This window comes from Actinomadura xylanilytica (assembly GCF_030283145.1).
Lineage (GTDB): Bacteria > Actinomycetota > Actinomycetes > Streptosporangiales > Streptosporangiaceae > Spirillospora > Spirillospora xylanilytica.
The window spans coordinates 382313-404876 of the sequence record NZ_JASNWE010000004.1 but is presented as its reverse complement, the minus strand read 5'-3'; the positions used below and the strand labels follow the sequence as shown (position 1 = coordinate 404876).

Genomic DNA, 22564 nt, shown 5'->3' with positions numbered 1-22564 from the left:
TGAAGTGACAGCCAGGACCGACAAGGACGTCACCGGGGACGCCGCGGACGCCGTCGTGGACGAGCCCGCCGCCGAGGAGCCGGAGGACGGGCCGGCCGCGTCCGGGGCCGCGGCGCGTCCGGCCAAGCGCAAGCGGCGGGTGCGGGTCATCGAGGTCCTCGACGGCGAGGACATCGACGAGGTCCTGGATGCGATCGACGCCGAGGAGGAGGCCGGGGCCGCGGAGCCCGCCGCCGAGACGGCGGCGACCGCCAAGCCCGCGGCCCGGCCCGTGAAGCCGGTCGTCGAGCGGATCGAGCCGCCGGCGACGGTCGTGGACGAGCCGGCCGCCAAGCCGTCCAAGCCGTCCAAGCCGTCCAAGCCGTCCGGGCCGGACGCGGGCCGCCGCGCCTTCCTCGGCCTCGGCCGCGAGCAGGCCGTCGTGGTGGTCGTCCTCGTCGCGGTGCTCGCGAGCCTGGCCGTCTGGCAGTGGCGGAGCGCGAGCGGCGAGGCGTCCAAGGCCGACGAGCGCGCCGCGGTCGGCAAGGTCGCCGCCGCGTACGGCGACGTGGCGCTCAACTACAACGCCTCCAACTACCAGGCGCAGATGGCCAAGGCCCAGAAGCTCATGGGCGGCGACCTCCTGGAGAGCTTCAAGGCCACCACGCTCCCGAGCCTCGGCGACACCTTCAAGAGCAGCCCGGAGCTCGCGCTGTCCTCCAAGACCAGCCAGACGTTCGTCGGCAGCGTGGACGGCAGGTTCGCGACCGCCGTGGTGATGGTCGACATCAAGGTGCAGAGCAAGGAGGCCACCGAGGCGCCCGCCACGCTGCTCCGGCTCGCGCTGGCCAAGATCGACGGCGACTGGAAGGTCACCAAGCAGTACGCGTCCGGCGTGAACGACCAGAACCAGAACCAGCAGGCCGGCGGCAGCCAGCTCCCCGTCCCGAGCGACGGCGCCCCCTCGGGCGGCCAGCCCAAGGACGGCAAGACCGGCAAGCCGAAGAACTGACCCCGGCCGGCCCTGGGCCGGCCCGATCGCGCCCCGTCCGGCGGAAGCCGTGCGGGGCGCGGCGCGTTGACCCTGTGGACGGCGAGGGGCGGCGCGAGGATGACGGGCGGGACGATGACCGCGGACGGCGACACGACGGGGGGCCGGGGCATGGTGGCGGACGACGACGCGGCCCCGGACGCCGAACCGGAGGCCGAACCGGACGCCGAACCGGACCCGGGTGCGGGCGCGGGCGCGTCCCGGGGGTGGCCGGAGCGGGACGAGGTGATCGGCGAGTTCGGCGTGCTGCTCGGCGCGGCGGGGATGCTGGAGCGGATCGCCGCGCGCGAACTGGAGCGGCGCTGCGGGATCCGGCACGTCGCGTTCGAGGTGCTGATGCGGCTGGCGGACGCGGGCGGCGACCGTCCGCGCACGATGGGCCGGCTGGCCGGCGAGCTGATCCTCACCAGTGGCGGGATGACCCGGCTGATCGACCGGATGGAGGAGTCGGGCTGGGTCCGCCGGCTGGCCGCCGAGGGCGACCGGCGGCGTCAGCTCGTGGGGCTGACGGGCGCCGGCCGCAGCAAGCTCGACGAGGCGCTCGTGGTGCACGCCGAGACCCTGCGGAGGCATTTCGCCGGGCCGCTCCCGGACGCGGAGCGGCGCCGGCTGGTCGGCACCCTGCGCACCCTGAACGCGCACGCCCGGGAGGAGCTGGGCGACCTCCGCTGAGCGGACCCGCGGGGGCCGGAGGTGGCGGGGCGGGGGTCAGAGGTAGCGGGCGGCGGCGGCCTCGGCGGGGGCGTCGTCACCGGTGACGCCGTCCGGGCCCTTGGGGATGCCGTCGTCGATCTCGGCGGGGCAGTTGACGGTGACCCGGTGCATCTTGCGGCGCTCGGTGTAGTCGGCGACCGCGTAGTGCTGCGTGGGGCGGTTGTCCCAGAACGCGAGCGTGCCGACCCGCCACTTGAGCCGGACCTGGAACTGCGGGTCGCGGACGGCGTCGAACAGCAGCGGGAGGATCGCCTCGTTCTCCCGCCGCGACAGCCCGATCAGTCGGGTGACCGAGGACCGGTTGACGTACAGCGCCTTGCGCCCGGTCTCGGGGTGGATCCGGACGACGGGGTGGGTGACCGGCGGGTTGTCGTCCTGCATCGCGCGCAGGTCCATCCGGTGGCCCTTGTCGATGGCCTTGGAGACCGACATGGTCAGGTCGTGCTCGGCGTACAGGTCGTCGCACAGCCGCTGGAGCCAGGGCGCGAGCGAGTCGTAGGCCATGTACATGTTGGCCCAGAGGGTGTCGCCGCCGACCTCGGGCAGGATGACCGCGCGCAGCAGCGATCCCATCGGCGGGGTCCTCATGAACGTGTTGTCGCTGTGCCACTGGTCGCCGCCCTCGCCCTTGGGGTCGGTCTGGTCCAGGACGTGGACGGCGCTGCCCGAGGTGTCCATCGGCGGCAGGTTGGCGGTGCCGAACTGCTTGGCGAACGCGACGTGCTCCTCGTCGCTGATCTGCTGGTCCCGGAAGAACAGCACCATGTGCTCCAGCAGGCCGTCGCGGATCTGCTGGACCTGCTCGGGGTCCAGCGGCTTGCTCAGCTCGACGCCGGTGACCTCGGCGCCGATGTTCCGGGTCATGGGCTGGAATTCGATCATGTCCTGCGGCCTCCATCGGGGTGCGCTGTGCCGTCGCGAGCCTGGAGCCGGGCGATCAGCTTGCCAAGCAATCGCTAGGTTGATGGTAGCCGATGGAGGTGGACGGCTGTCCAGTCCGGACCGGCCGTCCAGTCCGGACCGCCGGTCAGCGCGAGTAGTGCTCGACCACGAGCTGCTCGTCGCAGATGACCGGGACCTCGCGCCGCTCGGGCAGCCGGGCGAGCCGCGCGGCGAGCGCGTCGTGCCGCACCTCCAGGTAGGGCGGGACGTTCTCGGCGTGGCCCCCGGCGGCGGCGACCGCGAACGGCGGCAGCGCGCGGCTGCGCTCGGCGATCGTGATGACGTCGCCGGGCCGTAGCCGGTAGGACGGGCGGTCCACCCGGCGGCCGTTCACCAGCACGTGGCGGTGCACGACGAACTGGCGGGCCTGGTAGATCGTCCGGGCGAAGCCGGTGCGCAGCACCAGCGCGTCCAGCCGGCGCTCAAGGTCGACGATCAGCGCCTCGCCGGTCTTGCCGCCGGCCCCCGCGGCCTTGGCGAACGCGTTGCGGAGCTGGGCCTCACGGATGTTGTACTGGGCGCGCAGCCGCTGCTTCTCGCGCAGCCGCACCTTGTAGTCGGACTCCTGCTTGCGGGCGCGCCCGTGCATTCCGGGCGGGTAGGGGCGGGCCTCGAAGTACTTGACGCTCTTGGGGGTGAGCGGGATGCCGAGGGCCCGGGACAGCCGGACCTTGGGGCGGGAGTTGTTCATGGTGCACCTCACTGTGATTAGGTAACCCTTACTTAGGTAAGCCTAACCTAGAATGTCAGGAGATCCAATGAGCCGGACCGACAGCCCGGAGCGGCGGCCGACCGCAGCGGAGCGGGCGCGCAGCCTCGCCTACGGCGTGGCCGACGGTGTCCTCGCGGTGCCCGGCGTCCCGTACGCCCCGGTGCCCGCGCACGCGACCGACCGCGACGGCCGCCCGCTGCTGCTCATGCCCGCGGCCTCGCCCGTCGTCGCCGCGCTGGCCGGGGAGCCCGACCTCCCCGCCACGCTGCACATCTCCGACGTCGCCCCGGTCCCGCTGCCCGACCGGGTGCGCGGCCGGGCCCGGCTGCACGGCTGGATCACCGAGGTCCCGGCCGCCGACCGCCGCGCCGCCGCGCTCCGGCTCTCCCACCTGCACCCGCGGCCCGAACTCCTCGACTTCGGCGCCGCGCCCGCCGTCCACGGCGCGTGGACGGTGCTCGCGCTGGAGGCCGCGGAGATCGAGGTGGAGGACGCCTGGGGGAGCGCGATCGTCGAGCCGGAGGAGTACGCCGCCGCGACGCCCGACCCGTTCGTCGCGATCGAGGCGTCCGTCCTCGCCCACCTCGACTCCTGCCACCGCGAGGAGCTGATGACGCTCCTGCCCGGGATGGCGGCCGGGGAGGTCCCGCCCGTCCCGATGCCCGTCGTGCGCCCGCTCGCCCTGGACCGGCACGGGATGTGGCTGCGCTGCTCTATCCCGGAACCGGGCGGGCCCGACCCGTTCGACCTCCGGCTCGCGTTCTCCGAGCCGGTCCGCGATCTCGACGGCCTGCGCTGCGTCTACCGCCGGCTCTTCGCCGGCGCCACCACGTAGCCCGGTTCCGCGCAGTGTCAGTGTTCTCCCGGATGGTGCCGGGACCCGATCCGGGCCATGCTCGGGTTTCCGGCCGGAGGCGGCCCCCGGACCGCCCGCCCGACCACGGCCCGTACATCGTTCTCCCTCGCGGGGTGGGCGACACGGTGACGGATCCGCGGACGAGCGGACGGGACGCGGCGTCGCCCCCGGCTGGATCGGTTCTCCCCGGGGACGCCGGCCGGGCCACCGGCGCCGATTGGACCTGTCCCGGCAGCGGCCGTGGCACCCAGGCTGGAACCATGACCGAACACCGCCGGGAGACCCGCGCCGTCCACCCGCCCGTGATCATGCCCGAGGGAAGCCGCCCGCTCGGAGTCCCCATCTACCAGGGCCACGTGTTCGCCCTCGACGACGCCGACGCGATGGCCGACGCGTTCCAGGATCCGGACGGCGCGTTCTTCTACGGCCGGATGAGCAACCCCACCGTCCGCTCCCTCGAACAGGCCGTCGCGGAACTGGAGGGCGGCGCCGACGCGATGGCGACCGCGTCCGGCATGGGCGCGATCAACGCGGTGCTCATGGCGACGCTCCGCTCCGGCGACCACGTGATCGCGCAGTCCTCGCTGTACGGCGGGACGTACGCGCTGCTGGGCGACCTCGCCGAGCGGTGGGGGGTCGAGGTGGACTTCGTCTCCGGCGCCGATCCCGCCGAGGTGCGCGCGGCGCTCCGGCCCCGGACCCGGCTGCTGTACCTGGAGACGATCGCCAATCCGTCCACCCGGGTCGGCGACCTGCCCGCGCTCGCCGCCGCGGCCCGCGAGGCCGGGGTGCCGACCGTGGTGGACAACACCTTCGCCCCGGTGCTGTGCCGTCCGATCGAGCACGGCGCCGACATCGTCGTGCACTCGATGACCAAGTACCTCGGCGGGCACGCCGACGTCGTCGGCGGCGTGGCGGTGTTCGCCGACTCCGGCCGGCACCGGCGGGTGTGGGAGCACGCGCTCGAACTTGGCGCCACCCTCGCGCCGCACTCGGCCTGGCTGGTGCTGCGCGGCCTGGCCACGCTGCCGATGCGGATCGCGCGGCAGAGCGAGACCGCCCTCCTGCTGGCCCGGCGGCTCGACGCGCACCCGGCCGTCGCCGCCGTCCACCACCCGGGGCTGCCCGGCCATCCGCAGCACGAGCTGGCGTCGCGGCTGCTGAGCGGGGGCGGCGGCGGGGTGCTGTCGTTCGAGCTGGAGGGCGGACGGGAGGCCGGCCGCGCGTTCATCGAGTCCGTGCGGCTGGCCTCGCTCGCGGCCTCGCTCGGCGCCGCGGCGACGCTCGTCCTGCACTCGGCGAGCACCTCCCACCGGCGGCTCGACGCCGCCGCGCTGCGTGCCGCCGGGATCGGGGCGGGGACGGTCCGGGTCGCCGTGGGCCTGGAGCACCCCGAGGACCTGTGGAACGACATCGAGCAGGCCCTCGCCGCCACCGCCGCCGCGCCCGCCGCCGCGTCCGCCGAGCGGGCGTGAGGGCGGGCCGCTAGAGGTAGAAGCCGGTCGCGGACGCGGGGACGTCGCGTCCCTCGGGACGCTTCTCGCCCTTGCGCATCGCGGCCAGCTCGGCCAGCGTCGCGCCGTCCGGCCCGATGCCGTGACGGTCCGGCCGGCCGGCCGGACCGGCCCCCTCGACGCCGTCCCCGTCGCCGCCCTCGGTGCCCTCGTCCAGCCACGCGACCGACTCGGCGCGGGTCAGCGGGCCGACCTCGATCTGCGCGAGGCAGCGCCCCGGACGGACGACCGCGGGGTGCAGCCGCGCCAGGTCCTCGTTGGTGGTGATCGCGACCAGGACGTCGCGGCCCTGCCCGAGCATCCCGTCGGTGAGGTTGAGCAGCCGGGACAGGCCCTGCCCGGTGGACGCCTTGGCCTCACCGCGGATCAGCTCGTCGCAGTCCTCCAGGATCAGCAGCCGCCAGCGCCGGTTCTCCTCATCGTCATCGTCGCCGACCGCCACCTCCATCAGGTAGCTGGGCGTGCCGAACAGCGCCTCGGGGTCGAGCACGCAGTCGGCCTGGCACCACGTGCCCCAGGACCGCGCGAGCGCCCGCAGCGCGGTGGTCTTGCCGGTGCCCGGCGGGCCGTGCAGCAGCAGCAGCCGCCCGTTGACCTCCTCCCGGGTCATGCCCATGACCCGGTCGAACGCCTCGGCGACCGGCGCGGTGTAGTTGCGCCGGATCTCGGTCCAGGTGTCGGCGGAGATGGCCCGCTCGGTCCGGATCGGGCCGCGCCCGCCCAGGTGCCAGAAGCCCATCTCGACGTTGGTGTCGTCGGTCTTCGGCGGCTCGGTGGCGTCGCGGACGCAGTCGGCCAGGACCGACTCGGCCAGCTCGTCGCTGATCGCCGAGACCGCCACGTAGGCGCTGCCGTGCTTCCACCGGTTGGTGAGCAGCGTCCAGCCGTCGCCCTCGGCGAGCACCGACTCCTTGCCCTTCTCGTGCGCGACGCGCAGCACCCGGGCGCCGTCCGGGCGCAGCGGGGCGTCGGCCTTGACGTGATCGAGCTGGGTCGACCGCGACCACGGCTGCGCGCCGGACGCGAACGGCCGCATCGACAGCACGTCCATCACGTCGGCGGGCGAGTTGCCGTCGTTGAGGTTGAGCACCACGGGCAGCGTCAGGCCCGCCCCGGGGTCGGCGTCCGATTCCCGGGGCTCGACGAGATGCAGGATCTCCTGCGGCCTCTCCCGTGACATGGTCATGGTTTCGATGATCAGCCCCGCCGGCGGGTGCCGTCCACCGATTTAGCCTGTCTGCTTCGTCTCGTCGGACGGCCCGGCGCCGTCCGCCGCCGGCGCCGCGCCCTCGTCCGCGGCCTTGCCCGTGCTCTCGGCCTGGGGCTGGGGCTGGGCCGGGCCCGCGACCGCGGCCTCGGTCGTGTCGACGGACGTGACCGTGTCCCCGGGCTTGCGCAGGTCGGCGGCCTTGCGGGCCGCCGCGGCGGCCTTGGCCTCCACGGCCGCCTTGGCCTCGGCCTCGCGGACCTCCCTGGCCTGGTGGGCGGCCTTGCGGTCGGCGGCCTCCTTGAGGTCGAGCGCCTCGGCCTCCTCCGGGGTCGGCGCCGATCCGCCCAGGTAGGCGGGCTGCCACCAGGTCTCGCCCGGCTTGGGCTCCTCCGGGTACTCGCGCTGCGCCTGCTCGAGCAGCTCCGACATCCGGTGGTGCAGTTCCTCGGTGACCTTGTCGTAGTCGTCGCCGCGCTTGGGGTACATCGGCTCGCCGATGAGGATGGTCACCGGGACGTTCCGCTGGAACAGCCGCTTCTTGTGGCCCTTGGTCCACATCCGCTGCGGGCCCCAGATCGCGATCGGGATCAGCGGCACCTTGCCGGCGACGGCCATCCGCACCGCGCCGCTCTTGATGTCCTTGACCGTGAACGAGCGGCTGATCGTCGCCTCGGCGAAGACGCCGATGATCTCGCCGCCCTTCAGCGCGGTCAGTGCGGCCTTGTAGGAGGCGGCCCCTGCCTCCCGGTCGACCGGGATGTGATGCATCCCGCGCATCAGCGGCCCGGCGATCCGATTGTCGAAGATCTCCTTCTTCGCCATGAACCGGACCAGCCGCTTCGCCGGGTGGGTGGCCAGCCCGGCGAAGATGAAGTCGAGATAGCTGACGTGGTTGCTGACGAGCACCGCGCCTCCGGTGCTGGGGATCCGGTCGGTCCCTTCGAGACGGAACTTCACGTTGAGCGCCTTGAAGAGCGCCAGCGCCGTCTTGTTCACCGGCGGGTACACGATTTCGGACATGGATGAACCGTACTTGAGCCGGAGGTCATCAGCGAGGCGACCCATCCACCCGGACCGGACGATGGATCACACAACGGCCCGGAACTCTGAGAAGGTTGGGTTGTGACGTGATCCGGTGAAGGGGGATGAGCATGGAACCGTTGGACGCGGCCGCGGATGTGCACGCGCTCATCCGCGACCTGCTTCCCGCGGTGGCGCCGACCGCCTGGCTCGACTCGGGGACCTCCGAAGTGGTGCTGCCCGTCGGGCGGTCCGAGGCGCGGGCGTCCACCTGGACGGCGCTGGAGCGCTGCGCCCGTGAACCCGCCCCCCAGTGGCCCGTCCTGGTGGAGGAGTGGGTCCGCGAGGTCTGCGACCGCGCGTTCCTCGCCGTCGGTGAGATGGAGCTGTTCGGCGACGTGCGCGAGCTGCTGCGGCTGCGCATCGTGCCCAAGCTCGCGCCGCGCGACCGCGAGGGCCTGGTCGTCGTCCCGGCCGGAGACCACTTCGACGCGATGGTGATGATCGAGCACCCCCGCTACGGCGGCCCGCTGACCAAGGCCCGCGCCGGGCTGCTCGGGCTCCGCAAGCTCGGATATGTGATGACCAACACCCACGACCGCGAGCTGGCCGACGTCGAGGTCCGCGACCAGCCGCTGCTGCCGGGCCGCAACGTCCGGGTGGTGACCAAGCCGGGCAGCCGCTACGTGTCGGCGCTGCTCAGCGAGGTCGACCAGTTCCTTCCCGGGCCGAACACCCGCGGCGCGCTGGTCGGGGTGCCCTGCCACAGCACGCTGCTGCTCTACCCGATCACCTCCACGGCCGTCCGCGAGGTGCTGCCGGTCTTCGCCGACGTGGTCGCCGAGATGCACGTCGCCGCCGAGGACCCGTGCGCCCCCGGCGTCTACTGGAGCCACGGCGAGCGCCGGCTCACCCCGCTCGCCGGGGGCGCCGACCTGGAGGGCTCGGGCGAGTTCGCCGCCCTCCTGCGCCGTCTCCCCGAGGGCTGACCCTCCAGGAGAGGAGCCCTCGGGGGCCTGTCTCAAAGTGCCCAAGCACGGTCAGCGCCCCGAGCCGCCAGGCGAGGAAGCTGGGCCGAGCTTGAAATCAGGGGAGCTTCCAGTCCACGGGGGAGGCGCCCTGCTGCTCCAGGAGCTGGTTGGCGCGGCTGAACGGGCGGGAGCCGAAGAAGCCCCGGTCGGCCGACATCGGGCTCGGGTGCGCGCTCTCGATGCAGGGGACGCCGCCGAGCATCGGCTTGAGGTTGCGGGCGTCGCGGCCCCACAGGATCGCCACGAGGGGCCGGCCGCGCGCGACGAGCGCGCGGATCGCCTGCTCGGTGACCTCTTCCCAGCCCTTGCCGCGGTGCGAGGCGGGCTTGCGGGGCAGCACGGTCAGCGACCGGTTGAGCAGCAGCACGCCCTGCCCGGTCCACGGCGTCAGGTCGCCGTTGGACGGCTGGGGGAGGCCGAGGTCGTCGTGCAGCTCGCGGTAGATGTTGATCAGGCTGCCGGGCAGCGGCCGGACGTCCGGCGCGACCGAGAAGCTGAGCCCGACCGGATGGCCCGGGGTCGGGTAGGGGTCCTGCCCCATGATCAGCACCCGCACCTCGTCGAACGGCTGGGTGAAGGCGCGCAGGATGTGGCCGCCGGCCGGGAGGTAGCGGCGTCCGGCGGCGGTCTCGGCGCGGAGGAAGTCGCCCATGGCGGCGATCCGTCCCGACACCGGTTCCAGCGCGGTCGCCCACCCGGCCTCGACGACGTCCGCGAGTGGTCGTCCCGTCATGGTCGACCACCCTAATGCCGTGATCGCGGCGGTGCGGTCGGAACGCGGCGGGGCGGCGCGGGCGTTCGTCCGCCGCGACGGGCCGCGGGAACGCAAAGGGTTGTCCATGGGTCGGCGGGCCGTCCGGATGAATGGGGCGAAACATCCCGTTAAGTCCGTGTTACTTTCCGTGCACACTCATTGACCCGGCGGTGCGGGGCCGCGTAACTCCTTGAGGAGGAAGGCAGGCGCAGGACAGGCGCAGAACCAGCGGACGGAACCAGCATGAGCCAGTTGACCACCGTGGACGCCACGTTCCTCAACGCGGAGACCGCCACCGTGCACCCCCACATCGCCGGGCTCGGCATCGTGGACACCGCCTCGTGCCCCGGCGGCACGCTGACCGTCGCCGCCCTGGCGGACCTGGTCCGGCGGCGCGCCCATCTCGCCGCCCGGCCGCTGCGCCGGCGGCTCGCCCCGGTGCCGCTCGGCCTCGACCGCCCCTACTGGGAGGACGATCCGGACTTCGACCCCGGACGGCACATCCGCGAGATCGCGCTGCCCGCGCCGGGCGGCGACGAGCAGCTCGGCGACGCCGTCGCGATGCTGCACGAGACGCCCCTGGACCGGACCCGCCCGCTCTGGGAGATGGCCCTCGTCCACGGCCTGGCCGGGGGCCGCACCGCCGTGTACGTCAAGGTGCACCACGCCGCCATCGACGGCGTGACGGCCGCCGAGACCCTCGCCGCGCTGCTCGACCTGTCGCCGGAGCCGCGCGAGGTGCCGGCGGGCGACGCCGAGCCGCAGCGGGCCCCGCACGCGGCCGGCATGGTCGGCGCCGGCCTCCTCAAGGCCGCGCTGCACCCCGTCCGGACGGCGCTGTCGGTGGTGCGCACCGCCCCCTACCTCGACGAGATCCCCGGCGTCGGCGCGCTGCCGGGCGCCGGGCTGGTGGCGCGGGCCGTCCAGGGGGCGCTGCGCCGCGACGAGGTGCCGCCCGCGCCGCGCGCCGCCGCCCCGTCCACCCCGTTCAACCAGCCGGTCGGGCGCCGGCGCTCGGTGGCGTTCGGGGAGCTGTCGCTCGCCGAGGTCAAGCAGGTGCGCGAGGCGCTCGGCGGCAGCGTCAACGACGTGGTCATGGCGCTGTGCGCGACCGCCGTGCGCACCTGGCTGGACAAGCGCGGCGAGCTGCCCCCGGGCCCGCTCGTCGCGGGCGTCCCGGTGTCGCTGCGCCGCGCCGGGCGGGACGCGGGCGACACCGGCAACCAGATCTCGATCATGAGCGTGCCGCTCGCCACCCACCTCGCCGACCCGGCCGAGCGCTTCGCCGCCGTGCGGTGCGACATGGACCTGGTCAAGCGGCGGTTCACCGCCTCGTCCGGAGTGTGGGTGCGGGAGCTGAGCGGGATCCTGCCGGCGGTGGTCGCCGGGCCGCTGATCCGGCTGGCGATGCGGGCGCCGTTCCGCCCGATCAACCTGATCGTCTCGAACGTGCCGGGGCCGCAGTTCCCGCTGTACCTGTGCGGGGCGCGGGTGCTCGGCTACTACCCGGTCTCGGTCGTCAGCGACATCACCGGCGGCGTCAACATCACCGTGTTCTCCTACGACGGCAAGATCGACATCGGCGTGGTCGCCTGCCGGGACCTGGTGCCCGACCCGTCGGAGCTGCTCGACCACCTCGCCGACGCCCTCGACGAGCTGAAGGACCTCACCCGGGAGTGATCCCGAGGACGGCGCGGTGCCGCCACGCGAGGCCGAGCGCGGCGGCACCGGCCGGCTGCATCGGCTCGGGGACCGTCCCGTCGAACGGCGCGACCGAGACCCGTCCCTCCGCGTTCACCTCGACCAGCCCGCCGAACAACTCCCCGAACGCGGCGTCGTCGAAGACCGCCACCGTCAGGACGTCCAGCGCCATCGTCAGCGGATCGACGCCGAGCCCGAGGCAGTGCGCCCGCACCCGGCCGTCCCGCCGGGCCCCGGTCAGCGCCCGGTGGAACGGCCACGCCTCCTGGTCGAACGCCTCGCCGTAGTCCTCGCCGCCGCCGAGCAGTTCCTCGGCGTACTCGCGCACCATGGTCCGCCACAGGTCGAGATCGGCGGGCCCGCCCGTGAGCGGCTGGAAGCCGCCGACGGGCATCACGTGGTGGAGGCCGCCCGCGTGCGCGACCTTCGCCGGGTCGCGCCAGTGCAGCACGTACGATCCGGACGCCGTGACGGTCAGCGTCGTGATCGCGGAGAGCGCGGGGCGGCGGGACAGGTCGCGGGGGTCGCCGATCCGCCGCCGCAGCGGCAGCCCGGGGACCCCGGCGGCCAGCTCGTGCGCGACGGCCTCGCCGATGTCGACGCCGTCGAAGTACCCCGCCGGTCCGAGCCGCAGCACGCCGCGGCCGGACGGTGCCAGGTCGGCGGCGAGGAGCCGGTAGAAGGGGCGGTCCTCGAACACGGCCGGGGCCGCGAGCGCCGCCATCGCCTCGGCGTACGTCGCGAACCCGTCCGGCAGCCCGTCCGCGGGCGCCGCCACCGCGGGCGGGGCCGGGGCGGCGTCCCATTCCAGCCGGACGTTCTCCAGGGGGATCGGCGCGTCCGGGATCCACTCGGGACGGGTCAGCAGCGCGGTGCCCGCCACGCGCGGGACGCCCGGGTACAGGGCGCCCGCCGTCCGGCCGAGACCGGCGCGGTCGCCGTTCAGGAGGGCGCGGTCCGCGCGCCACCGCTCTCGGCTGAGGCTCATGCGGTCACTCCTTCCCTCCGCGCGGGACGACCAGACCGGACTCGTACGCGGTCACGACGGCCTGGACCCGGTCGCGCAGGCCGAGCTTGCGCAGCACCCGGCTCACGTGCGTCTTGACCGTCTCCTCGCCCACGACCAGGCGCGCGGCGATCTCCGGGTTCGACAGGCCCTCGGCGACCAGCCTCAGCACGTCGGTCTCGCGCGGCGTCAGCGCGGCGGGCGGCGGCGCGGCCGGACGGGGCCGGAGCCGAGCGAACTCGCTGATGAGGCGGCGGGTGACGCTCGGCGCGAGCAGCGCCTCCCCGGCGGCGACCACCCGGACGGCGTCGAAGAGCCGCTCGGCCGTCGCGTCCTTGAGCAGGAACCCGCTGGCGCCCGCGACCAGCGCGTCGTAGACGTGCTGGTCGAGGTCGAAGGTGGTCAGCATGACGATCCGCGGCGCGGCGACGCCCGGGGCGGACGCGGTGGACGTCATGGACGCGGTGGACGCGGCGGCGCCGGTGATCCGGCGGGTCGCCTCGATCCCGTCCATGACCGGCATCCGCACGTCCATCAGCACGACGTCGGGGCGCAGCTCGCGGCACACCCGGACCGCCTCGGCGCCGTCGGCCGCGGTGCCGGCCACGGTGAGGTCGGGCTGGGTCTCCAGGAGCGCGCCGAACCCGGCCCGCACCACCTCCTGGTCGTCGACCACGACGACGCGCACCGGGGGCGCGCTCATCCGGCCGCCTCCGTGGTCGCCCCGTCCGCGGTCGCGGCGGCGGGCAGCGTGGCCTCGACGAGGAAGCCGCCGGTGGGCGCGGACCCGGTGCGCAGCGCGCCGCCGACCGCCGCGGCCCGTTCGCGCATCCCGAGCAGACCGTGCCCGCCGCCGGCGCCGTGCCCGCCGGCCGGCGGGCCGGGGCCGTTGTCGCGCACCCGCAGCCGCAGCGCGTCCGCCGCGTACTCGACCTCCACATCCACGGCGGCGCCCGGCGCGTGCCTGCGCACGTTGGTCAGCGCCTCCTGGACGATCCGGTACGCGGTGAGCTCGACGCCCTGGTCGAGCGGCGCGACCCGGCCCTGGAGGATCAGGCGGGCGCTCACCCCGCACGAGTCGCGGGTCTCGTCGATCAGGTCGAGGAGCTGGCGCAGCCCCGGCTGGGGCCGCCGGGCACCCTCGTCCGGCCCGGCGTCCTCGCGGAGCACGCCGAGCAGCCGGCGCATCTCGGTGAGGGCCGTCCTGGCGGTGTCGCCGATCGCGAGGAGGCGCCGCGCCCCGTCCGGCGGCATCCCGGGCACGGCCAGCCGGGCGGTCTCGGCCTGCACCGAGATCATCGAGATGTGGTGGGCGACCACGTCGTGCAGCTCGCGCGCGATGCGGGCCCGTTCGCCGCGCGCGGTGAACTCCAGCAGGGTGCTCTGGGCGGCCTCCCGGGACGCGTTCCGCGCGGCGGCCTCGGCGCGGGCCCGCAGCACCCGGCGCCGCACGAGCAGCGACCAGACGACGACCAGCGCGGCCAGCCCGGCGAAGGCCGGGGCACGGTACAGCGCGCAGGCGGGCGCCGCCGACGCCGTGATCAGCGCGCCGGCGGCGGCCGGATGGCCACGCACCACGGCCAGCGGCACCGTCCCGCACACGCTCACCAGCAGGGCGAGGGGGAGGACCACCTCGGAGCCGCCGGTCCGGAGCACGGTCTCGGCGACCGCGAGGGCGCCGAGCGCGATCCCGGCCGCCGGCGGCCAGCCGCGCAGTGCACCTGGCTGCTTCACATCCGTCATTGTGGCCGACCCGCGTCCGCGCCGCGTCCCCCGGTGCCGGGCCCGCGGCGTCCCCCGCGTGAGGGACGCGGCGGGGATCGTCCCCCGGTCGCGGCCGGTGAAGTCGGCTCCCTGGCGGGACGACCGGGACCGCCCGCGATTCCTAGGCTCCAGGGCATGAAGGCAACCATTGAGGTGAGCGGGCTGCGCAAGCGGTACGGGCCGACCGTCGCCGTGGACGACCTGTCGTTCACGGTCGCCCCCGGGAGGGTCACCGGCTTCGTCGGGCCGAACGGCGCCGGCAAGTCCACCACCATGCGGATGATCCTCGGGCTGGACCGCCCCGACGCGGGGACCGCGCTGATCGGCGGCCGTCCCTATCGGAGGCTGCGGTCCCCGCTGCGCGAGGTCGGCGCCATGCTGGACGCGGGGGCGGTCCACCCCGGCCGCCGCGCCCGCGCCCACCTGCGGTGGATGGCGCACTCCAACGCGCTGCCCGTCCGGCGGGTGGACGAGGTGCTCGACATCGTCGGGCTGTCCGGCGCCGTGGCGGGCCGGCCGGCCGGCGGCTACTCGCTCGGCATGCGCCAGCGGCTCGGCATCGCCGCCGCCCTCCTCGGCGACCCGCCGGTGCTGATGTTCGACGAGCCCGTCAACGGCCTGGACCCCGAGGGCATCACCTGGATCCGCGGGCTGCTGCGGTCGCTGGCCGCCGAGGGGCGGGCGGTGCTGGTGTCGAGCCATCTGATGAGCGAGCTGGAAGGCAGCGCCGACCACCTCGTGGTGGTCGGGCGGGGCCGGGTCATCGCCGACCGCGGCGTGCGCGAGCTGCTCAGCGCCGCGTCCGGCGACCGGGTGCTGGTCCGCACCGGCCACAGGCAGGAGGCGATGACCGTGCTCGCCCGCGCGGGCGCGGTCGTCGCGACCACCGGCTGCGACGCGCTGACCGTCTCGGGCGTCCCGGCCGAACGGATCGTCGCCCTGCTCACCGGGGACGGCGTGCCCTTCTCCGGGATCACCGAGCACCGCGCGACGCTGGAGGAGGCGTTCATGGAACTCACCCGGGATGCCGTCGACTACCGGTCCTCCCGGACGGAAGCGGGGGAGGGCGCGTGACGACCGCGACGACCGCTCCGCCGCCGTACCGGAGCACGGTCCCCGAGTCCCGCCGGGCCGGATTCGGCGGGCTGCTGCGCGCCGAGTGGACCAAGCTCTGGTCGGTGCGCCGGTGGACCCTGGCCCTGCCCACCGCGATCCTGCTGACGATCGTGGTCGCGCTGCTCTCCGCGGCGGGCGGCAGCGCGGTGAAGGCGGGCGGCGGCGGTGGCGGTGGCGGTGGCGGTGGCGGGAAGAGGCCGCCCGGCACCGTCCACCCGTTCAACGACGGCGGCGGTTTCGTGCACCAGCCGCTGGCGGGCGACGGGACCGTCACCGCGCGGGTGACCGCGCAGCGCGCGAGCCACCCGGAGGCCAAGGCCGGTCTCATGATCAGGCGGGACGGCCGCCGCGGCGCCCCGTACGCGGTGATCGCGGTGACGCCGGGCCGCGGCGTCCGGCTCCGGTCCGGCGTCGGGACCGATCTGGGGGGCGGCTCCGGCCCCGTCCCGCGGTGGCTCAGGCTGACCCGTTCCGGCACGTCGGTGACCGGGTACGCCTCGTCCGACGGCGCCGCCTGGAGGCGCGTCGGGACGGTCGAGGTCGCCGGGCTGTCCGGCGCGGCGCAGGCCGGGCCGTACGTCGGCTCGCCCAGCGCGATCAAGGTCGAGCGGCGGTTCGGCGGCGAGAGCACCTCCGAGGTGCCGACCGAGGGATCGGCCACGTTCGACCGGGTGGACGTCGCGCCCGCCGGGGGCGCGCGGCCGGCGCCGTGGGTCCGGCGGGACCGCGAGACCGGCGCCGACGCCCCGCTGGACCCGGCGGACTCGCCCCGGGCCGGTGCCCCCTTCACGCTGGCCGGATCCGGTGACGTCGGGCCGGACGAGTTCGCGCGCGACATCACCGAGACCGCGCTCGCCGGCGTGCTGATCGGGCTGATGGCGGTCGTCGCGCTCGCCGTGCTGTCGGTCACGTCCGAGTACCGGCGCGGCATGATCCGGACGACGTTCGCCGCGACCCCGGCGCGCGGCCGGGTGCTGGCCGCCAAGGCACTGGTGCTGGGCGCCGCCGCGTTCGCCGCCGGGCTGGCCGCCGCCGCGGGCGCGCTGCTGATCTCGTTTCCGGTCATGCGCGGCAAGGGGCTCGCGCCGCCGCCGGTCACGGAGTGGCCGGTGTTGCGGGCGGTGCTCGGCACCGCGCTGCTGCTGGCGCTCATCGCGGTGCTGAGCGTGGGCGTCGCGGTGATCCTGCGGCACGCCGCCGCGTCGATCACGGTGCTGCTGCTGGTGCTGCTCGTCCCGCAGATCGTCGCGACCGGGCTGCCGCTGTCCGCCGCGACGTGGTTGGAGCGGCTGTCCCCGGCCGCCGGGTTCGCGATGCAGCAGACCGTGCCCCGGTACGACACCGCGCTCGGCCCGTGGGCCGGGCTGGGCGTGCTGGCCGCCTACACCGCGGCCGTGCTGGCCGCGGCCCTCTGGCTGCTCCGCAGGAGGGACGCGTGAGGCACGTCCTCCACGGGGAGTGGACCAAGCTGCGCACCCTCCCGTCCACCGGCTGGCTGCTGCTGGCGCTGGCCGTCTCCACCGTGCTGGTGGGGGCGGCCACCACCGGGGCCGTCGACACCTCGCACTGCCCGGCCCCGGCCGGGTGCCTGGAGGACACCACCCGGCTCAGCCTCACCGGCGTCCGGCTCGGGCAGGCCGCGGCCGTCGTGTTCGCGGTGCTCGCGATCGGCGGCGAGTACGGCACCGGGATGATCCAGATCACGCTGGCGGCCGTCCCGCACCGCCCCCGCGTGCTGCTCGCCAAGGCCGCCGTCGTCGCGGCGGGCGTGCTCGCGGCGGGGACGCTCGGCGTCCTCGGCTCGCTCGCGGCGGGCCGGGCGCTGCTGCCCGGCAACGGGTTCACCGCCGCCAACGGGTACCCGCCGCCGTCCCTCGCGGACGGTCCGACGCTGCGGGCGGCGGCCGGGACCGTGCTCTACCTCGTGCTGGTCGCGCTCCTCGCGCTCGGCGTCGGCGCGGTGCTGCGCGACACCGCCGCGTCGGTCACGGTCGTGCTGACCCTGCTCTACGTCTTCCCGGTGATCACCAGGTTCGTGACCGACCCGGACTGGCACGAGCGGCTCGACCGGATCGCGCCGATGACGGCCGGGCTGGCGATCCAGACCACCATCCGCGGCGCGGGCCCCCCGATCGGGCCGTGGACCGGCCTCGGCGTGCTCGCCGCCTACGCGGCGGCGGCGCTGCTGGCCGGCGGGTGCGTGCTCGCGGCCCGCGACGCCAATTGACAAACCGCGTTGCCGAACCTGCAATGAGGTCATGAGCGAACCCATCGAGGACGTGCTCGCCGGGGTCGGCGAGCGGCTGCGCCGGCTCCGCCGGGAACGGGGCGTCACGCTGGCGGCGCTCGCCGAGTCCACCGGCATCTCGGTGAGCACCCTGTCCCGGCTGGAGTCGGGCAAGCGGCGGCCCAGCCTGGAACTGCTGCTGCCGCTCGCGCGGGCCCACCGGGTGCCGCTGGACGAGATGGTCGGCGCTCCCGCGGTCGGCGACCCCCGGATCCGGCCGGAGCCGCGCCGGATCGGGGAGATGACCGCGCTGCCGCTCACCCGGCGTCCCGGCGGCGTCCAGGCGTACAAGCTGCTGGTCCCCGAGATCGTCGACCCGCCCGATCCGCGCACCCACGAGGGGTACGAGTGGGTGTACGTGCTGAACGGCCGGGTCCGGCTCGTCCTGGCCCAGCACGATCTGGTCATGGGGCCCGGCGAGGCCGCGGAGTTCGACACCCGCCTGCCGCACTGGTTCGGGGGGCAGGGCGGCCCGGCCGAGGTGCTCAGCCTCTTCGGCCCGCAGGGCGAGCGCGTCCACCTGCGCGCCCGCCCCGGCCGCCCTGGCCGCGCCGACTGACCGCGCCGACTGAACGGACCGGCCGATCGGGTGTCGGGACGGGTCGCCTAGAGTTTTGCGGGGCCCAGATTCCGGTGGGGCTGCTGCTCGACCGGCCCGGGCCGCGCCGGATGATCGCCAGCGGTGCGCTGGTGATGGCCGCCGCGCGTGCGGACCCTCGCGGGACGGTCAGGCGGGGCGGAGTTCGAGGGTGCAGCACTTGGGGCCGCCGCCCGCCTTGCGCAGCTCCGACAGGTCGACCGGGACGGGCTCGTACCCGTGCCGCGCCAGCGTCTCGATCAGGTCGCCGGCCTCGGCGTTGAGCACGACGTGCCGGCCGTCGCACACCGCGTTGAGGCCGAGCACCGCCGCGTCCCGCTCCCCGGCCAGGACGGCGTCCGGGAACATCCGCTCCAGCACCGTGCGGCTGCCCGCGGAGAACGCGCCCGGGTAGTACGCCACGTTCCCGTCCCCGAGGGGGAACAGCGCCGTGTCCAGGTGGTAGAAGCGCGGGTCGACCAGCCGCAGCGTCACCACCGGGCGTCCGAGGAACTCCTGGGCCTCCTGGTGCGCGGCCAGGTCCGTGCGGAACCCGGTGCCCGCCAGGATGACGTCCTCGAGCGTGAGGAAGTCGCCCTCGCCCTCGTTGGTGTGCGCCGGTTCGAGGACGTCGGGGAACCCGTTGTGCCGCAGCCACTCCATGTACGCGGGCCCCTCCGCCGCCCGTTCGGGATGGGTGAACCGGGCGCCGTACGCCTTGCCCGCCACCACCAGCCCGCCGTTCGCCGCGAACACCATGTCGGGCAGTCCCGCGATGGGCTCGATCAGGCTGACCCGGTGCCCCAGGCCGAGATAGGCGCCGCGCAGCGCCTCCCACTGCCCGACCGCCCGGCCCGCGTCGGCGCCCGCCGCCGGGTCCATCCAGGGGTTGATGGCGTACGTCACGGCGAAGTGGTCCGGGCGGCACATCAGGAAGTGGCGCCGCAGCGCGGTCCGGTGGGGGCGCGCGTCCGGGACGTGCGCGGTGCTCGGCTCCATCGCCGGCGAGACGGTCATGCGGACTCCAGGTCATCGCGAGAGGGGGCGGCGGTCGACCATCGAAGCCTAGGAACCCCCGGCTCCGGATCCAATCCGCCGACCTTGCGCTGACCTGGCGGTTCGTTGCTCATTTCGGCCGGACCGCGGCGATTCGTTGCGCGGCGCCGGGCGATGCCGCCGCGCCCCGTCCTAGACGGGGCCGTACCGGTCCCGCGCCCGCAGCGCGAGCCACAGGTCGTAGCGGGCGGAGGGGCCGTTGAGAAGGGACCGTTCGAGGGTCTCCTCGATGCGGACCAGGCGCTTGCGGACGCCGGGCACCGACACCCCGAGGGCGGACGCGGTCGCGTCCAGCCGCGCGCCGCTCTCCAGCCAGGCGCGCAGCGTGCCGGTGAACAGCGCCGGGTCGCGGTCGCTCAGCGGGGCGAGCTGGTCCTCCGCCCACCGGCGCGACTCGGCGGAGCCGAGCAGGATGTCGAGCGGCTGCGGCGCGCTCGTCCGCGGCGGGTCGCCGGGCTGCCCGTGGATCCGCAGCGCCAGGTCGAGCCGCGCCTGCGTCGGCAGCCGGCCCAGGTCGCAGCCGAGCAGCCGCTCGACCAGCCGCAGCCGGCTCGCCAGGGTGTTGCGGTGGATCTTCAACTGGACGCACGCGCGGCCGTACAGGGTCAGCCAGCCCCCCAGCGTCTTGGCCAGTTCCGCCCCGCCGGGGTCGCCCGACCGCTCCGGCAGGTGCGCCAGCAGCGGCCCGAGCACGGCCGCCGCCCACGCCGCCCCACCGCCGCTGAGCAGCGGCGCCAGATCCTCCCGGACGCTGTAGCGGGCGAAGCCGTTCGGATTCCCGCGCGCGGCGGCCAGCGCGTGGAACGCCTGCTTGTAGCCAGTGGCGGCGTCGCGGAGCGCCACGGTGTGCCCGGCGCCGACGCGGATCGAGGTGCCCGCCGCGGCCAGCCCGCGCAGCGTGGCCTCGAGCGGCTCGGGCTCCCGGCCGGGTTCGGGCGAACCGGGCTCCCGGTAGCCGATGGGCCCGGCCGCCCCGGCGCGCGCCCGCGCGGCGCCCGGGCCCGCGTCGGCCGGCGCCAGGATGATGATGTGCCGGATATAGGCCGGGCAGCGGATGATCCAGGCCCGGCCGAGGGCGACGCGGTCGCAGTCTTCGACGGTCGAGTCACGGGCCCTGGTCGGGCACTCCACGATGTACACCCGCAGTCGCTCGGGCAGCTCCGGCCCGATGGCGTTCGCGATGAGGTTCGCCGCGCGCAGGTCGCCGCTCATCAGCCACGTGAGGACGGCCTGGCGGTTGCGCTGCTCGGCGAGGTCGACGCGGGCGCGGTGCTCGTCGTGCTCGTCGAGCCGCCAGCGCAGCCAGACCAGGCCGGCCGCGTCGTCGATCAGCCGGGCCGCGTCCGGGCCGGCCGGCCGCGGCCCGCCCACGATCAGCAGCGGGGCCGGCTCCCGGTCGCCGATCGCGATGACGCGCACCGTGTGGCCGGGCAGCGAGACGACCGCGGGGCCGGACCGCCCGGAGGCGACCCGCTCGAACTGCTCCCGCGCCCCGTCCAGGCCGGGCGGCGGGGACGGGAAGGCGTGCCGTGGGCGCCCGGTGTGATCGGCCAGCACCGCGAACCCGCCCGCCTGCCGCGCCAGCTCGCGCAGCAGGGCGGCGAGGCCGTCGGGCCGCGCCGCCCTCACGTGCAGTTCCCTGAGCAGGTTCACATAGCGGCCGTCCTCGTCCGGCATGCGCTCCTCCCGGGTGGACCCCCTGTGCGGAACCTACAAGTTGATCATATGTCCGGCCAGGCCGTGCACGGCCTCCTTGATGGCCTCGCCCAGCGTGGGGTGCGCGTGCACGTTGCGGGACACCTCGTGCACGGTCAGGTCCCACTGCTGCGCCAGGGTCAGCTCGGGCAGCAGCTCGGTGACCTCCGGGCCGATCAGGTGCGCGCCGAGCAGCTCGCCGTAGCGGGCGTCGCTGATCACCTTGACGAACCCGTCGCCCTCGCCCATGCCGAGCGCCTTGCCGTTGGCGCTGAAGGGGAACTTGGCGACCTTGACGTCGAAGCCCTGCTCCTTGGCCTGCGCCTCGGTCCAGCCGAAGCTGGCGATCTGCGGCTGGCAGTACGTGGCGCGCGGGATCATCACGTAGTCGAGCTCCATCGTCTCGGCGTCCGCGATGGTCTCGGCCGCGACGATGCCCATGGCCTCGGCCGCGTGCGCCAGCATCAGCTTGGCGGTCACGTCGCCGATGGCGAAGATGTGCGGCACCGAGGTGCGACCGCGGCCGTCGATGTCGATCGCGCCGCGGTCCGTCAGCGCGACGCCGGTCTTGTCGAGGCCGTAGCCCTCGACGTTCGGCTGGAACCCGATCGCCTGGAGCACCTTGTCGGCCTCCAGCACCTGCTGGGCGCCGTCCTTGCCGGTCACGGTGACCTTGACCTTCGCGCCGGAGTCGTCGATCGCGTCGACCCGGGTGGAGGTCAGCACGTCGACGCCGAGCTTGCGGTAGCGCTTGGCCAGCTCCTTGGACACGTCGGCGTCCTCGTTGGGCACCATCCGGTCGAGGAACTCGACGATGGTGACCTTCACGCCGTAGTTGTGCAGCACGTACGCGAACTCGACGCCGATGGCGCCCGCGCCCGCGATGACGATGCTCTCGGGCAGGTCGGAGCTGAGGATCTGCTCCTCGTAGGTCACCACCCGCTCCGACAGCGAGGTGCCGGGCAGCAGCTTGGTGTGCGCGCCCGCCGCGATGATGCAGTGCCCGAAGGTGACCGTCTCGCCGGTCCCGTCGGCCTTGGCCACCTGGAGGGTGTTCGGGTCGGTGAAGGTGCCGCGCCCGTCGAAGGTGGTGATCTTGTTCTTCTTCATCAGGAACTGGACGCCCTTGACCAGCTTGTCCGACACCTGACGGCTGCGCTCGAAGGCGGTGCCGTAGTCGAAGGTCACCTGGCCCTCGGCCTTGATGCCGTACTTGTCGGCCTCCTGGGTGAAGATGTGCGCCAGCTCCGCGTTGCGCAGCAGCGCCTTGGAGGGGATGCAGCCGACGTTGAGGCAGACTCCGCCCCAGTACTTCTCCTCGATGATCGCCGTCTTCAGCCCCAGCTGTGCCGACCGGATCGCGGCGACATATCCGCCCGGACCGGAGCCCAGGACCACGACGTCAAAGTGATTGCTCATTCTAATGACGATATTCGCCCCCGGTAGGTGCTCGCATCCCGGCCGCGCGTACCCGCCGGTAGTGACGCCCCTCCGTCGGGCGCGGCCCCGCCTCCGGGCGAGTCGACGGTTACCGGACGTGACGAACCGGCGACCGTTGGAGGTTCTTCGTCACAAGCTG

The 22564-nt window shown here is 74.6% G+C and carries 21 protein-coding genes; 10 read left to right on the top strand and 11 right to left on the bottom strand.

What is annotated here, in order from left to right:
• Positions 1 to 4: 4 nt before the first annotated feature.
• Positions 5 to 991, top strand: a complete 987-nt coding sequence (locus QP090_RS25580) for a hypothetical protein (protein WP_285941945.1) — start codon at positions 5 to 7, stop codon at positions 989 to 991.
• 99 nt (positions 992 to 1090) lie between these two features.
• On the top strand, positions 1091 to 1702 hold the full coding sequence (locus QP090_RS25575; RefSeq protein WP_285941944.1) for a MarR family winged helix-turn-helix transcriptional regulator: 612 nt from the start codon (positions 1091 to 1093) through the stop codon (positions 1700 to 1702).
• 36 nt (positions 1703 to 1738) lie between these two features.
• Here QP090_RS25575 and QP090_RS25570 read toward each other — a convergent pair whose 3' ends face one another.
• Both QP090_RS25570 and rpsD read right to left on the bottom strand, forming a co-directional pair.
• Positions 1739 to 2626, bottom strand: a complete 888-nt coding sequence (locus tag QP090_RS25570; protein WP_285941943.1) for a TauD/TfdA dioxygenase family protein — start codon at positions 2624 to 2626, stop codon at positions 1739 to 1741.
• A gap of 145 nt (positions 2627 to 2771) precedes the next feature.
• The gene (gene rpsD, locus QP090_RS25565) at positions 2772 to 3377 is read right to left on the bottom strand and encodes a 30S ribosomal protein S4 (protein WP_285941942.1); all 606 of its coding nucleotides are present in this window, start codon (positions 3375 to 3377) and stop codon (positions 2772 to 2774) included.
• A 67-nt stretch (positions 3378 to 3444) separates the two neighbouring features.
• On the opposite strand from rpsD, the gene QP090_RS25560 reads away from it, so the two are divergent.
• Positions 3445 to 4233, top strand: a complete 789-nt coding sequence (locus QP090_RS25560; protein ID WP_285941941.1) for a DUF2470 domain-containing protein — start codon at positions 3445 to 3447, stop codon at positions 4231 to 4233.
• Between the two features lie 281 nt (positions 4234 to 4514).
• Positions 4515 to 5729 carry a trans-sulfuration enzyme family protein gene (locus tag QP090_RS25555; protein WP_285941940.1) on the top strand — a complete coding sequence of 405 codons (1215 nt, stop codon included), beginning with the start codon at positions 4515 to 4517 and terminating at the stop codon, positions 5727 to 5729.
• A 10-nt stretch (positions 5730 to 5739) separates the two neighbouring features.
• On the opposite strand, the gene QP090_RS25550 is transcribed toward QP090_RS25555, so the two are convergent.
• Both QP090_RS25550 and QP090_RS25545 read right to left on the bottom strand, forming a co-directional pair.
• A complete protein-coding gene (locus tag QP090_RS25550) occupies positions 5740 to 6954 on the bottom strand; it encodes a DUF5925 domain-containing protein (RefSeq protein WP_285941939.1) in 1215 nt (404 codons plus the stop codon).
• A gap of 42 nt (positions 6955 to 6996) precedes the next feature.
• Positions 6997 to 7998, bottom strand: coding sequence for a lysophospholipid acyltransferase family protein (locus tag QP090_RS25545; RefSeq protein WP_285941938.1), 1002 nt, complete (start codon positions 7996 to 7998; stop codon positions 6997 to 6999).
• Between the two features lie 131 nt (positions 7999 to 8129).
• Here QP090_RS25545 and QP090_RS25540 point away from each other — a divergent pair, with 131 nt between their 5' ends.
• Entirely contained in the window at positions 8130 to 8987 is an 858-nt protein-coding gene (locus tag QP090_RS25540) for a hypothetical protein (RefSeq protein WP_285941937.1), read from the top strand.
• Between the two features lie 97 nt (positions 8988 to 9084).
• Here the strand turns inward: QP090_RS25540 and QP090_RS25535 are convergent, their stop codons facing one another.
• On the bottom strand, positions 9085 to 9762 hold the full coding sequence (locus QP090_RS25535; RefSeq protein WP_285941936.1) for a uracil-DNA glycosylase: 678 nt from the start codon (positions 9760 to 9762) through the stop codon (positions 9085 to 9087).
• Between the two features lie 264 nt (positions 9763 to 10026).
• Here QP090_RS25535 and QP090_RS25530 point away from each other — a divergent pair, with 264 nt between their 5' ends.
• A complete protein-coding gene (locus tag QP090_RS25530; protein ID WP_285941935.1) occupies positions 10027 to 11463 on the top strand; it encodes a WS/DGAT/MGAT family O-acyltransferase in 1437 nt (478 codons plus the stop codon).
• Here the strand turns inward: QP090_RS25530 and QP090_RS25525 are convergent.
• The 3 genes from QP090_RS25525 to QP090_RS25515 are packed head-to-tail and all read right to left on the bottom strand — an operon-like array spanning position 11450 to position 14224.
• The gene (locus QP090_RS25525; RefSeq protein ID WP_285941934.1) at positions 11450 to 12472 is read right to left on the bottom strand and encodes a hypothetical protein; all 1023 of its coding nucleotides are present in this window, start codon (positions 12470 to 12472) and stop codon (positions 11450 to 11452) included. The genes QP090_RS25530 and QP090_RS25525 overlap by 14 nt on opposite strands.
• Before the next feature lie 4 nt (positions 12473 to 12476).
• Positions 12477 to 13193 (bottom strand): response regulator, encoded by a 717-nt coding sequence (locus QP090_RS25520; RefSeq protein WP_285941933.1) that lies wholly within the window; start codon positions 13191 to 13193, stop codon positions 12477 to 12479.
• Positions 13190 to 14224, bottom strand: a complete 1035-nt coding sequence (locus QP090_RS25515; protein ID WP_285941932.1) for a sensor histidine kinase — start codon at positions 14222 to 14224, stop codon at positions 13190 to 13192. Before QP090_RS25515 ends, QP090_RS25520 begins: the two co-directional genes overlap by 4 nt.
• A 165-nt stretch (positions 14225 to 14389) precedes the next feature.
• On the opposite strand from QP090_RS25515, the gene QP090_RS25510 reads away from it, so the two are divergent.
• The 4 genes from QP090_RS25510 to QP090_RS25495 are packed head-to-tail and all read left to right on the top strand — an operon-like array spanning position 14390 to position 18216.
• On the top strand, positions 14390 to 15328 hold the full coding sequence (locus QP090_RS25510; protein WP_285941931.1) for an ABC transporter ATP-binding protein: 939 nt from the start codon (positions 14390 to 14392) through the stop codon (positions 15326 to 15328).
• Positions 15325 to 16809 carry a DUF1349 domain-containing protein gene (locus QP090_RS25505; protein ID WP_285941930.1) on the top strand — a complete coding sequence of 495 codons (1485 nt, stop codon included), beginning with the start codon at positions 15325 to 15327 and terminating at the stop codon, positions 16807 to 16809. The genes QP090_RS25510 and QP090_RS25505 overlap by 4 nt, the downstream gene beginning before the upstream one ends.
• Positions 16806 to 17597 (top strand): ABC transporter permease, encoded by a 792-nt coding sequence (locus tag QP090_RS25500; protein WP_285941929.1) that lies wholly within the window; start codon positions 16806 to 16808, stop codon positions 17595 to 17597. Before QP090_RS25505 ends, QP090_RS25500 begins: the two co-directional genes overlap by 4 nt.
• A gap of 31 nt (positions 17598 to 17628) precedes the next feature.
• Complete coding sequence (locus QP090_RS25495) at positions 17629 to 18216, top strand: XRE family transcriptional regulator (RefSeq protein WP_285941928.1); 588 nt, start codon at positions 17629 to 17631, stop codon at positions 18214 to 18216.
• A 168-nt stretch (positions 18217 to 18384) separates the two neighbouring features.
• Here QP090_RS25495 and ddaH read toward each other — a convergent pair whose 3' ends face one another.
• The 3 genes from ddaH to lpdA all read right to left on the bottom strand — a co-directional run bounded on the left by ddaH (position 18385) and on the right by lpdA (position 22404).
• Positions 18385 to 19233, bottom strand: a complete 849-nt coding sequence (gene ddaH, locus QP090_RS25490) for a dimethylargininase (protein WP_349666518.1) — start codon at positions 19231 to 19233, stop codon at positions 18385 to 18387.
• A 189-nt stretch (positions 19234 to 19422) separates the two neighbouring features.
• Positions 19423 to 20967 carry a helix-turn-helix domain-containing protein gene (locus QP090_RS25485; protein ID WP_285941927.1) on the bottom strand — a complete coding sequence of 515 codons (1545 nt, stop codon included), beginning with the start codon at positions 20965 to 20967 and terminating at the stop codon, positions 19423 to 19425.
• 33 nt (positions 20968 to 21000) lie between these two features.
• A complete protein-coding gene (lpdA, locus tag QP090_RS25480) occupies positions 21001 to 22404 on the bottom strand; it encodes a dihydrolipoyl dehydrogenase (protein WP_285941926.1) in 1404 nt (467 codons plus the stop codon).
• Positions 22405 to 22564 lie beyond the last annotated feature (160 nt).

What these genes read in the sequence shown, in the direction of transcription:
- QP090_RS25555 (WP_285941940.1), top strand. Translation starts at nt 4,515, where the DNA reads ATGACCGAACACCGCCGGGAGACCCGCGCCGTCCACCCGCCCGTGATC.
- QP090_RS25575 (WP_285941944.1), top strand. Translation starts at nt 1,091, where the DNA reads ATGACGGGCGGGACGATGACCGCGGACGGCGACACGACGGGGGGCCGG.
- QP090_RS25485 (WP_285941927.1), bottom strand. Translation starts at nt 20,967, where the DNA reads ATGCCGGACGAGGACGGCCGCTATGTGAACCTGCTCAGGGAACTGCAC.
- QP090_RS25545 (WP_285941938.1), bottom strand. Translation starts at nt 7,998, where the DNA reads ATGTCCGAAATCGTGTACCCGCCGGTGAACAAGACGGCGCTGGCGCTC.
- rpsD (WP_285941942.1), bottom strand. Translation starts at nt 3,377, where the DNA reads ATGAACAACTCCCGCCCCAAGGTCCGGCTGTCCCGGGCCCTCGGCATC.
- QP090_RS25530 (WP_285941935.1), top strand. Translation starts at nt 10,027, where the DNA reads ATGAGCCAGTTGACCACCGTGGACGCCACGTTCCTCAACGCGGAGACC.
- QP090_RS25550 (WP_285941939.1), bottom strand. Translation starts at nt 6,954, where the DNA reads ATGACCATGTCACGGGAGAGGCCGCAGGAGATCCTGCATCTCGTCGAG.
- lpdA (WP_285941926.1), bottom strand. Translation starts at nt 22,404, where the DNA reads ATGAGCAATCACTTTGACGTCGTGGTCCTGGGCTCCGGTCCGGGCGGA.
- QP090_RS25510 (WP_285941931.1), top strand. Translation starts at nt 14,390, where the DNA reads ATGAAGGCAACCATTGAGGTGAGCGGGCTGCGCAAGCGGTACGGGCCG.
- ddaH (WP_349666518.1), bottom strand. Translation starts at nt 19,233, where the DNA reads ATGGAGCCGAGCACCGCGCACGTCCCGGACGCGCGCCCCCACCGGACC.
- QP090_RS25520 (WP_285941933.1), bottom strand. Translation starts at nt 13,193, where the DNA reads ATGAGCGCGCCCCCGGTGCGCGTCGTCGTGGTCGACGACCAGGAGGTG.
- QP090_RS25570 (WP_285941943.1), bottom strand. Translation starts at nt 2,626, where the DNA reads ATGATCGAATTCCAGCCCATGACCCGGAACATCGGCGCCGAGGTCACC.
- QP090_RS25535 (WP_285941936.1), bottom strand. Translation starts at nt 9,762, where the DNA reads ATGACGGGACGACCACTCGCGGACGTCGTCGAGGCCGGGTGGGCGACC.
- QP090_RS25560 (WP_285941941.1), top strand. Translation starts at nt 3,445, where the DNA reads ATGAGCCGGACCGACAGCCCGGAGCGGCGGCCGACCGCAGCGGAGCGG.
- QP090_RS25495 (WP_285941928.1), top strand. Translation starts at nt 17,629, where the DNA reads ATGAGCGAACCCATCGAGGACGTGCTCGCCGGGGTCGGCGAGCGGCTG.
- QP090_RS25525 (WP_285941934.1), bottom strand. Translation starts at nt 12,472, where the DNA reads ATGAGCCTCAGCCGAGAGCGGTGGCGCGCGGACCGCGCCCTCCTGAAC.
- QP090_RS25540 (WP_285941937.1), top strand. Translation starts at nt 8,130, where the DNA reads ATGGAACCGTTGGACGCGGCCGCGGATGTGCACGCGCTCATCCGCGAC.